At 68.2% G+C, this 11,235-nt stretch carries 8 protein-coding genes; all 8 read right to left on the bottom strand.

What is annotated here, in order from left to right; all coding sequences use genetic code 11:
- Positions 1-596 precede the first annotated feature (596 nt).
- Positions 597-2,111: an L-arabinose isomerase gene (gene araA, locus I0C86_RS34785; RefSeq protein WP_196205556.1), complete on the bottom strand. Its 1,515-nt coding sequence runs from the start codon at positions 2,109-2,111 to the stop codon at positions 597-599.
- Entirely contained in the window at positions 2,108-2,863 is a 756-nt protein-coding gene (locus I0C86_RS34780; RefSeq protein WP_196205555.1) for an L-ribulose-5-phosphate 4-epimerase, read from the bottom strand. The genes araA and I0C86_RS34780 overlap by 4 nt, the downstream gene beginning before the upstream one ends.
- Positions 2,860-4,617 (bottom strand): ribulokinase, encoded by a 1,758-nt coding sequence (araB, locus tag I0C86_RS34775; RefSeq protein ID WP_196205554.1) that lies wholly within the window; start codon positions 4,615-4,617, stop codon positions 2,860-2,862. Before araB ends, I0C86_RS34780 begins: the two co-directional genes overlap by 4 nt.
- Before the next feature lie 50 nt (positions 4,618-4,667).
- Positions 4,668-5,723 (bottom strand): ABC transporter permease subunit, encoded by a 1,056-nt coding sequence (locus tag I0C86_RS34770; RefSeq protein ID WP_196205553.1) that lies wholly within the window; start codon positions 5,721-5,723, stop codon positions 4,668-4,670.
- Positions 5,720-6,784 (bottom strand): ABC transporter permease, encoded by a 1,065-nt coding sequence (locus I0C86_RS34765; RefSeq protein ID WP_323374031.1) that lies wholly within the window; start codon positions 6,782-6,784, stop codon positions 5,720-5,722. The genes I0C86_RS34770 and I0C86_RS34765 overlap by 4 nt, the downstream gene beginning before the upstream one ends.
- 5 nt (positions 6,785-6,789) lie before the next feature.
- On the bottom strand, positions 6,790-8,394 hold the full coding sequence (locus I0C86_RS34760; protein ID WP_323374030.1) for a sugar ABC transporter ATP-binding protein: 1,605 nt from the start codon (positions 8,392-8,394) through the stop codon (positions 6,790-6,792).
- A gap of 96 nt (positions 8,395-8,490) precedes the next feature.
- A complete protein-coding gene (locus I0C86_RS34755; RefSeq protein ID WP_196205552.1) occupies positions 8,491-9,486 on the bottom strand; it encodes an ABC transporter substrate-binding protein in 996 nt (331 codons plus the stop codon).
- 535 nt (positions 9,487-10,021) lie between these two features.
- On the bottom strand, positions 10,022-11,167 hold the full coding sequence (locus I0C86_RS34750; RefSeq protein WP_196205557.1) for an RNA polymerase sigma factor: 1,146 nt from the start codon (positions 11,165-11,167) through the stop codon (positions 10,022-10,024).
- Positions 11,168-11,235: the final 68 nt, after the last annotated feature.

Here is an 11,235-nt window from a genome sequence, read left to right as displayed (position 1 = left end):
TCCCGGGAGGACGAGACCGGCACACAGGAGCGCACCGATCGTTGCGAGCGAGACGCCGCGCAGGCGCCCGAGCCCGTTGAGAGTCAACGGAGTTCGAACGCGTCTGAGCGTGGCAACGAGAATCTGGAAAACAGCGCCGAGGCCGACTGGCCCTGGGGCGGAGCGCGGGGCGGGGACGCGAGGGCGGGCCGACACGAACATTGCGGGCTCCAGACACGATTGTGACGTGGAATTTGATCATGTTATCGCTAACACGCCTTGTCAAGATCTAGATGAGACCCGCCGGGAACATCCGCGAAACATCTGCGTCAGGGCGCGCCGGTGCGCCACGTGGCGGGGCTGGACCACGCGGCGACGACATCCGGCTTGACGAGGGAACGTGCGGGAGGTACGGCACGGAGCAGTCGTTTCGGCGCTCCGCGAGCACGCCGGCAATGCAGGGAGCGTATCGGCCGGTGGTAAGCCGGCCATGGTCGGAAGGAATGGGTCCCGATGCGTTGATAACGCAAACAATCGTGCCGCCCGTACCTCCCGTCAGCGGTGGGCGAAAAGCCGGTCGATACGCGCCGGCGATACGGCGCGCGTTGCAGCCGCGCTCATAGTCCCTGGCTCAGCCGGTAGTAGGCCTGGTTCCATCGGAGCTCCTTCTGGAAGTCCCGGACGGTCGTGTCCTCGTCGATGACGACCAGTTCGGTCTTCGCGATCTCGGCGAAGTCACGGAAGACGTCGATCCCGACGGCGGTCGTCATCACCGTGTGGTGGGCGGCGCCGGCGGCGAGCCAGCACGCCGCCGACGTCGCGAAGTCGGGCTGGGGACGCCACACGGCACGGCCGACCGGGAGCTTCGGCAGATCGGGCGCCTGGACGTTCTCGACGACGTTGGCGACGAGCCGGAAGCGGTCCCGCATGTCGCTCATCGCGACGACGAGCGCGGGGCCCGGATCGGCCGTGAAAACCAGACGGACCGGGTCCTCCTTGCCGCCGATGCCGAGCGGGTGGATCTCCAGGCGTGGCGTCGACGTCGTGAGCGACGGCGAGACCTCGAGCATGTGGGCGCCGAGGATCCGCTCCGCACCGGGCACCAGGTCGTAGGTGTAGTCCTCCATCAGGCTCGCGCCACCGGGAAGGCCGGTGCCCATCACGTTCGCGACGCGGACCAGGATCGCGGTCTTCCAGTCGCCCTCCGCGCCGAATCCGTAGCCGTCGGCCATCAGACGCTGCACCGCGAGTCCCGGCAACTGCCGAAGTGCGCCCAGGTCCTCGAAGCTCGTGGTGAACGCGCCGAAGCCGCCCCCCTCCAGGAACGAGCGCAACCCGAGTTCGATCGCGGCGCTGTAACGCAGCGAACCGTGGCGCTCACCGCCGGACCGAAGTTCCGCGGCGACGTCGTACGAATCCTCGTACTCCGCGACCAGAGGGTCGATGTCGGCGTCGGTCACCGCGTCCACGGCGTCCGCCAGTTCGTTGACGCCCCAGGTGTTGACCTGCACGCCGAAGCGCAGCTCGGCCTCCACCTTGTCGCCCTCGGTGACGGCGACGTAGCGCATGTTGTCGCCGAACCGGGCGAGCCTGAGGGTACGAGCCGCCGCCCAGCCTGCGGCGGCCCGCTGCCAGTCCTCGACCTGCCGGACGACCAGCCGGTTCGAGACGTGGCCGACGACCGTCTTCCGGGCCGTGCCGAGCCGCGTCTGGATGTAACCGAACTCGCGGTCGCCGTGCGCGGCCTGGTTCAGATTCATGAAGTCGAAGTCGATGTCGGCCCAGGGCAGCTCGACGTTCGCCTGGGTGTGCAGGTGCAGAATCGGCTTCCGCAGCGCGTCGAGACCCGCGATCCACATCTTCGCGGGGCTGAACGTGTGCATCCAGGCGAGAACGCCGACGACACCCTCGGCGGCGTTCACCTCGAGCGCGAGGCGTCGGATGGCGTCGGAACTCGTCAGGACGGGCTTCCACACGACGCGGACCGGCACCCCGGCGCCGAGTTCCTCGGCGATCGCCCGCGACTGCTCGGTGACCTGGCGGAGGGTCTCCTCGCCGTACAGGTCCTGGCTCCCGGTCAGGAACCACACCTCGTACGGCTCGAAGGTCGTGGCGAGTGGGGCGCGGGTCATGCGTACATCTCTTCCTGTGCGGAGGCGTCCGGGGCCGGGGTGGCGCGGCGAGCGTCGTCGGCCTGTCCGTACACGTTCTGGTAGCGGTCGTAGAGGCGGTCGATCGCCTCCTGCGGAATCGGAAGAAGAGAACCGCCGTCGCGGGCGATCTGCACGGTGCGCGCGACATCCTCGACCATGACGGCGGCCTTCACGGCGTCCGTCGGTGTCGCGCCGATCGTGAACGGCCCGTGGTTCTGCATGAGTACGGCCCGCGAGCGGTGACCCGTGAGGGTCTCGACAATGCCGCGGCCGATCGAGTCGTCACCGATGATGGCGAACGGCCCGACCGGGACGGGTCCGCCGAACTCGTCGGCCATCGCGGTGATCACGCAGGGGATCTCCTCGCCGCGCGCCGCCCACGCCACGGCGTAGGTGGAGTGCGTGTGCACGACGCCGCCCACCTCGGGCATGTGGCGGTACACGTAGGCGTGCGCCGCCGTGTCGCTCGACGGTGCCCGTTCGCTGCCGGGAGTGCCCGGGACGACCTCACCGGCGAGATCGCAAAGGATCATGTTCTCGGGAGTCAGCGCGGCATACGAGACGCCGGAGGGCTTGATGACGAACAGGTCGGCACCGGGAACCCGGCCCGACACGTTACCGCCGGTCCAGACGACAAGCCCGTTCCGCGTCAGCTCCCCGTGCAGCTGCGCCACGGCCACCCGGGTGGCATCGATCGCCGACTGCACGTCCTGGCTGAAAGGCCCGCTCACTGGTGCACCATCCTCGTGTCATCGATTCTTTCCACGGGCCCGGCGACGTTCTCGGGCCGGTCGGCGGTCTCCGACGCTGCTCGTCGACGGGCGCGCAGCCGCTTCATGGCCCCGTTCGCGCCCCGGCCGAAGTAGTCGTGCAGGGTGAGGTACTCGGCATAGAGCTCGTCGTACGCTGCCGCGTCCGCCTCGTTCGGAAGATAGACCGCGCGGTCGACCGCGCCCATCGCGGCGGCGGCGGCACGGATGTCGGGGTACGCCCCCGCGGCGACCGCCGCGTGGATCGCCGAACCGAGCGCGGGACCCTGCTCACTCGCGATCGTCGAGATCGGCAGGCGCAGCACGTCCGCGTACGTCTGCATGAGCTGCGGATTCCGCAGCAGCCCGCCGGCGACGATGAACTCCGTCACGGGCACACCCGCGGCGGCGAACGTCTCGACGATCGTTCGAGTCCCGAACGCGGTCGCCTCCAGCAGCGCCCGGTAACCCTGTTCGGCTCGGGTCGCGAGGGTCTGTCCCACGATCACACCCGACAACTCGTGGTCGACGAGCACCGAACGGTTGCCCGAATGCCAGTCGAGCGCCACCAGACCGTGGCTGCCGACGGGCTCCGCGTAGGCCAGCTCCGTCAGATGCTGGTGGATGCTGCGCCCGGCGGCGGCGGCCTCGTCGTGGAGGCGTCCGGGCACCTGGTTGTGCACGTACCACGCGAAGATGTCGCCGACCCCGGACTGGCCGGCCTCGTAGCCGTACAGGCCCGGAACGATTCCACCATCGACGACGCCACACATCCCCGGAACCTCGACGAGGCGGTCATGGCTCATCACGTGGCAGGTCGAGGTCCCCATGATCGCGACCAGTTGGCCGGGCTCGACGGCCTGCGCGGCCGGCGCGGTGACGTGCGCGTCGACGTTGCCGACCGCCACCGCGATGCCCTCGGGCAGCCCGGTCCAGGCCGCCGCCCGGGCGCTCAGGCTGCCGGCGACGTCCCCCAGTTGCCCGATCTCGTGGGCGACCTTGTCGTCGGCGAAACCCGCGAACTCGGGGTGGAGCGCCGCCAGGAACTCCCGGCCCGGGTAGCTGCCGTTCTGGTAGATCCCCTTGTAGCCGGCGGTGCAGGCGTTGCGCACGTACCTGTCGGTGAGCTGCCAGACGATCCAGTCGGCCGCCTCGACCCAATGCTCCATCCGCGAGTAGACCTCGGGGTCCTCCTCCAGCAGCTGCAGTCCCTTCGCGAACTCCCACTCGCTGGAGATGAGACCGCCGTAACGCGCCATCCACGGCTCGTCCCGGTCCCGCGCGAGGGCGTTTATCCGATCGGCGTGGGGCTGCGCGGCATGGTGTTTCCACAGCTTGACGTAGGCGTGCGGGCGCGCGGCGAACTCGGGCAGCTCGCTCAGCGGCGTCCCGTCGGCGAGCGTCGGCACCATCGTGCAGGCCGTGAAGTCCGTGCCGATACCGATCACGTCGGCGGGATCGACTCCGGCGGCCGCGACCGCGGCCGGCACCGCGGTCCTGAGTACCTCGACGTAGTCCTGCGGGGCCTGCAACGCCCAGTCCGGCCCGAGCCGCACCCGCCCCGCGGCGGGCGGTGCTGCGGTGAGGACCTCGTCCATGACGCCGTGCTCGTACTCGTGCACGGCCGTGCCCAGTTCCGCGCCGTCCGAGACGCGGACGACGATCGCCCGGCCGGACAGGGTGCCGTAGTCGACACCGACCACGTATCGCTCCGGACCACCACTTCGTGTTTTCACCTTGCACACCTTCGTCGACGATTCCCGATCCGGTCCCAACGTTCCTGTCGTCACTCGCGTTTACGCGCCGTGAGTGCTCGCTGCAACAGCACGAAGACAAGCAGGATGCCACCGGTGATGATGGTCGTAGCCTCGGGTCTGATCCCGCCGTCCCGGGTGATCAGGACGTTCATCAGGCCGAGCACGAGCGCGCCGACCACTGCGCCGAGCACGTACCCCGCGCCGCCGGTCAGCAGCGTGCCGCCGATCACGACGGCCGCGATCGCGTCCAGTTCCCAGCCGATGCCGGTGATGTTCTGGGCGATACCCAACCGCGCCGTGTACACGACGGCGGCCAGGCCGGCGAGTGTGCCGCTGATCGCGTACACCCAGAGCTTGGTGCGTACCACCGGTAGGCCCATCAGCGCGGCGGAGGGCTCGGAGCCACCGATCGCGTACACCGTGCGGCCGGTCCGGGTCCGGTGGAGCACGAAGAACCCGACGGCGATGACGAGGACCGCGATCAGCACGCCCGGCGTGAGCACCAGGTCGTTTACCCGCTCACCGTCGATGACCTTGAACTTGGTGGCCAGCGACCTGACGGGCGATTCGTCCGAGAGCCGCTCGGGCTTGGTGCTCAGCGTCGAGGCGAGACCGCGGGCGAGGAACATCATCGCGAGCGTCGCGATGAACGGCTGCACGTTGAAGAACTGGATCAGCACTCCGGACGCGACGCCGAAGGCGGTGCCGAATCCGATCATCAGCGCGATCACGACCCACGCGGGCCATCCGGCGTTGGCCAGCATCAGGCCGGCGACGCTGGAGAACGCGATCACCGCGCCCACGGACAGGTCGATTCCGCCGGTCAGGATGACGAACGTCATGCCCACCGCGATGATCACCAGATGGGCGTTGTTGATGAGCAGGTTCGATATCGTGTTGTACTGCAGGATGCGGCCATAGGCGGCCTCGCCATAGACGATCATGGCAATGAAGATCACCACCGCCGCGAGGGTCGGCAGGGCGGCAAGATTCGTCCGCCAGGTCCGCGCCGCGGTATCGACCAGCCGAGCGGCCCGCGACTTCGTGCCTGCCCCGGAGGGGCCGGTGACGAGCGTGCTGGTCATGCGGTCACACTCTCCTTCGGCGCACGGGCTCTCGCCGCGCGGCGCTGCGTGAACAGGTTTCGTACGCGTTCGGACTGGAGCAGGCACAGCACGATGATGACCGCCGCCTTGAAGGCCGGCGTCGCCGACGAGGAGACTCCGAGGAACACGATCGTCTTGTCCAGCGTCGCGATCAGCAGGGCACCGACGACCGCGCCGCCCATGGAGAACTTGCCACCCGCCAGGGACGCACCGCCGATCACCACGGCGAGAATCGCATCCAACTCGAGCTGGTAGCCGGTCCGGGAGACGTCGACGGTCATGACGCTCGCCGTCGCGAAGACACCGGCGATGCCGGCCAGGAGCGCGCTGAGGGCGTACACCGTGATCAGCAGGCCACGCGGTTTGATCCCCGCCATTCGGCTGGCCTTCGGATTCACGCCGATCGCCTCGATCATCAGACCGAGCGCGCTGCGGCGGACGACGAGGGCGACGAGCAGCACCACCACGACGGCAAGCAGCACCACGACCGGCAGCCCGATCACGTACCCGTTGGCGATCCATCGGAACGGCCCGTTCGAGGCGGCGGTGTTCTGCCCCGAGGTGATCACCTTCGCCAGCCCGCGACCGGCGAGCATCATGACGAGGGTGGAGATGAACGGCTGAAGCCCCACCACCGAGACCAGGATGCCGTTGACGACACCCAGCAGCGCGCTCACCGCCAGGGCCGCGCCCAGCGCGCCGAGCGCGACGCCGCCGGATTGCCCGTTCGCCTTGAGGAACTCCATGGAGACCGCACCGGCGACGACCATGATCGAGCCGACCGACAGGTCGATCCCACCCGTCGCGACGACCAGCGACATGCCAACCGCGATCATCAGGATCGGGGCCGACGCCCGCAGGATGTCGACGAGGTTGCCGACGAGATTGCCGTTGGTCGAGTTGACCGACACCGAAAGGAAGGACGGATCCTTGAGGACGTTCACCAGGAGCAGCAGCAGGATAGCGATGATCCCCCAGAAGAACTGTCGCCGCATCAGGACCCGCAGACCTCCGACGGTCCGCCTCTCTGTCGTACTCACGCGGTTCAGTCCTTCCCCTCCGGGTCGATGATGTCGCTTTCGAGCGCGGCTTCCGTACCGTGCGCGGCGATGATGTCGACGACCTCCTGGGCGGTGACATCGGGCCCGTTGACGATCTCGCCGATCTTGCGATGGTCCTTCAGCACGACGATGCGCTCGCTCAGCCGAACCACCTCCTCCAGTTCGGAGGAGATGAACACGACGGCCACCCCGCCCTCGGCGAGTTCCGCGACGCTCTGCTGAATCTCCGCCTTGGCGCCCACGTCGATCCCGCGCGTCGGCTCGTCCAGGATCAGCAGTTCCGGGTTCGTCGCGAGCCAGCGACCGAGCAGCACCTTCTGCTGATTGCCGCCGGAGAGGTTCTTCACCGGCCGGTCGGGATCGGCGGGACGCACGTTCAGCGCGGTCATGTACTTGCCGACGATCGCGTCCTGATCGCGGCGCGACAGCGGCCGCGCCCACCCGCGCTTGGCCTGGACGGCCAGGATGAGGTTCTCCCGGACCGAGAGATCGCCGACGATGCCTTCATCCCGGCGGTTCTCGGTGGAGAACGCGATGTGGTGGTCGAGACCGTCGACCGGAGTGTGGATCTCGGTCTTCTTTCCTTCGATCTCCACCTCGCCGCTGTCCGGCCGGTCCGCACCGTAGAGCAGCCGGGCGAGCTCGGTCCGACCCGACCCGAGCAGCCCCGCAAACCCGACGATCTCCCCGCGGTGCAGGTCCAGATCCGTGGGCTCGACCGAACCCGCCCGACCGATCCCGGTCGCCTTCACCAGGGGAGTTACGGTCCGGTCGCGCTCCTCGGCCTGGCGGTTGGAGCCGAGGGACTTCAGCACCTCGAGGTCCTTGCCGATCATCTTCGAGATCAGCGCGGTGCGGTCCAGCTCGCGCGTCAGGTACTCGCCTTCGTACTTGCCGTTCCGCAGCACCGTCAGGCGATCACTGATCGCGTACACCTGGTCGAGGAAATGTGACACGAAGAGGATCGCGACACCCTGGTCACGCAACCCCCGCATCACCTGGAACAGCCCGTCGACCTCGTTCGCGTCGAGGCTCGACGTCGGCTCGTCGAGAATGAGCACCTTGGAGTCGGTGACCATCGCGCGGCTGATCGCCACGAGCTGTTGGAGGGCCAGGGAAATGCTGGAGAGAGGTCGCCGGGTGTCGAGATGCCCGAGCCCCAGTTTGGCCAGCGCTTCCGTCGCCGCCCTGTGGGTGGCCCGCCAGTTCACGCCGCTCCAGCCGCGCACCTCGTGCCCGAGCATGACGTTTTCACCGATCGTCAGGTTCGTGCAGAGGTTCACCTCCTGGTACACGGTTGAAATACCCGCCGACTGGGCTTCGGCGGTGCCGTGGATGTGCTGTTCCTGTCCCCCGATGAGAACGGAACCGGAATCGATCTGATAGACACCCGTCAGCGCCTTGATGAGAGTGGACTTACCCGCCCCGTTCTCACCCATCAGGGTGTGGACCTCGCCCGGGAAGAGGCGGAAGTCAACGTTGTCGAGTGCCTTCACGCCGGGGAACGCGATGGAGATTCCCTGCATTTCGACAATGGGTGATGGTTCTGTCATTTCCCCTACCTCGCGCCTGCCGCCTGCGACCACCACGATGGACTCGCAGTGGTGGTGTCACCCGGTGCGGGGCCCTTCCTTTCGGAGGGGCCCCGCACCGCCTGGCCAGATCGATCCGATCGACTCTGCGGACTAGAACTTCCGCTGCGGAAGCGCCGTCTTGGCCGCCTCCGGCGAGTTGAACGTCTGGCTCGGAACGACGATGTACGACTCGACCTTCTCGCCTGCGAGAACCTTCTTCACGACGTCCAGCGCAGTCTCACCGAACAGCGGGTTGTACTCCGCGACGAAGCTGAGCTTGTTGGCGGCCAGCGCCTCAAGGGCGTTCTTCGTGCCGTCGATCGTGGCGATCTTCACGTCCTTCCCGGGCACCAGGCCGGCCTCCTCGACCGCGAGGACAGCGCCGAGGCCCATCTCGTCGTTCTGCGCGAAGACGAGCTGAACCTTGTTGTTGTTCGACTTGAGCACCGTCTCGAAGACGCTCTTCGCCTCCTCCGTCGACCAGTTGGCCGTCTGCGCGCCGAGCTTCTTGAACTCGGGCTTCGCGCCGATCGTCTCGTTCCAGCCACGGTTGCGCTCGTTGACGACCGAGACGCCGGCCGGCCCCTCGAGCACGAAGTAGTTCGCCCCCTGCGGGAAGGTCTCCGTGGCCCAACCGGCGACCGACTTGCTGACCTGCAGGTTGTCCGGTGCGATGCGGGTGACGTAGAGGCTGGTGGTGTCGGGCTCGATGCCGCGGTCGATCAGGATGACCGGAATCTCGGCCTCCTGGGCACGCTTGAGCGAGTCCTCCCAGCCCGAGCCCTCCGTCGCCGACAACAGGATGACGTCCACGCCCTCGTCGACGAACGACGTGAAGGCGTCGATCTGCGACTTCTGGTCCAGGTTGGTGGCTGGGGCGTACTTCAGCTCGAAGCCGGCCTCCTTGGTGAAGGTTTCCTGCATGTTGGCCTCGTTGGCCTGCCGCCACGCACCCTCCGGACCGACCGCCACGAAACCGATCTTGGTCGGTCCGCCGTCGTCACCCGTCTCGCCTCCACCATCGCCGGAACAGCCCGACAGGCCGAGTACCAAAACCCCTGCGCTGGCGAGACTCAGTAGCCAATGGAATCGCTTGTTCCTCACCATCTGGTCTCCTCCTCAAGATCCACCCGGCGCAGTCCCGCGCCGGGTGGCGTTTTTACGTCCCGTAGTCACGCTCGGTGTGCTGACAAGCGAGCAGATGTTATCGCTAACACTGTGGGGCTCACAAGAGATTGTTTCCGCTTTGTTACCCACCACCGTCCCAGCAGATGGAAACCGGCCGGGGCCGACGCGAGTAGCGGGATTGAATGGTGTAAGTCGCGATGGGAACTACCGGCGGCCGCCGCTCCGAAATTCCTCGGAGGTTACTCGGGGCACCGGTCCTACGGCGCTCGCCCGGAGCACAGAATCCCGCTCTCCGCCAGGTGGCCACCCGCATCGGGTGCTGGGGGTGGGTTTCGTTCGAACAACCACCGGCCGTGCCCATGAGTTCCAGAACCCAATCAAGTTGGAAAGAACCAATCCCGAAAGGTAATGGTTAGCGATCACAATTGCTCTGTCAACCCCTGAGCCGAAACGGCCGCAGGCATTCAGGCACTCCGTTAACGGACGTGGAACGAGGAGATTCGCGCACGACCAGTCAGCGCCGCCGACGGGCGTTGAGCCGGGCCGCCTGGCACGTCAGGTGGGCGCGCTCGGCGAGGTTGGGTGCCTTCTGGGCCGCCTCGGCGTACAGCCGTGCCGCCGTCGCCAGGTCGCCGTCGCGCTCGTGCAGGTACGCCGCCACCGCGGCGTGGCGGGGCAGCAGGTCGTCCAGCGGCGCGAGCGCCGCCAGGCCGGCGCGCGGCCCGTCGGCCTCGGCGACGGCCACCGCGCGGTTGAGGCGGACGACCGGGCTGTCGGTCAGGCGCAGGAGTTCGTCGTACCACTCGACGATCTGCACCCAGTCAGTCTCCTCGGCGGCGGGCGCATCGGCGTGGAGCGCCGCGATGGCGGCCTGGGCCTGGAACTCGCCCAGCCGGTCGCGGGCGAGGGCCGCCTGCAGAATCCCGACGCCCTCGGCGATCGCCTCGGTGTCCCACCGGCCCCGGTCCTGCTCGGCGAGCGGCACGAGGCTGCCGTCGGGCGCGGTCCGGGCGGTCCGCCGGGCGTGGTGGAGCAACATGAGGGCGAGCAGCCCCGCCACCTCGGGGTGGTCGATCGCGGCGGCGAGCTGCCGGGTGAGCCGGATGGCCTCGGCGGCGAGGTCGACGTCGCCGGAGTAACCCTCGTTGAAGACCAGGTAGAGGACGCGCAGCACGGTGGCGACGTCGCCGGGCTGGTCGAACCGCACGCCGGCGACCGTGCGCTTGGCCCGACTGATGCGCTGCGCCATCGTCGCCTCCGGTACCAGGTAGGCCCGGGCGATCTGGCGGGTGGTCAGCCCACCGACGGCGCGCAGCGTGAGCGCGACCGCGGACGACGCCGACAGCAACGGATGCGCGCACAGGAAATAGAGCCGGAGCGTGTCGTCCACCGCAGACGTCGGCCCGGGCACCGGCTCCCCGTCGACGAGGTCCTCGCGCCGGCGGCGGGCGGCGTCCGCCCGGGTCCCGTCGAGGAACCGACGCCAGGCGACGGTGACCAGCCAGCCCCTCAGATCCCGAGGCGGGTCGGCCGGCCAGACCCGGACCGCCTCGACGAGCGCGTCCTGCACGGCGTCCTCGGCCGCCGCGAAGTCGGCACCGCGGCGGACGAGGATCCCGAGCACGCTCGGCGTGAGGCTCCGGAGCAGAACCTCGTTCAATTCGAGCGTCACTCCGTGATGGTAGGCGGCTCGGCCAGGAACGGACGCACCTCGAGCCACTCGTGGAT

Source organism: Plantactinospora alkalitolerans, from assembly GCF_015690345.1.
Classification (GTDB): domain Bacteria; phylum Actinomycetota; class Actinomycetes; order Mycobacteriales; family Micromonosporaceae; genus Plantactinospora; species Plantactinospora alkalitolerans.
The sequence above is the reverse complement of the archived record's forward strand: the minus strand, read 5'-3'. Positions and strand labels throughout refer to the sequence as shown.

Bases quoted from the DNA above. Each gene is read 5' to 3' on its own strand.
- I0C86_RS34755 (WP_196205552.1), bottom strand. From the start codon at position 9,486: ATGGTGAGGAACAAGCGATTCCATTGGCTACTGAGTCTCGCCAGCGCA.
- I0C86_RS34770 (WP_196205553.1), bottom strand. From the start codon at position 5,723: ATGACCAGCACGCTCGTCACCGGCCCCTCCGGGGCAGGCACGAAGTCG.
- araA (WP_196205556.1), bottom strand. From the start codon at position 2,111: ATGACCCGCGCCCCACTCGCCACGACCTTCGAGCCGTACGAGGTGTGG.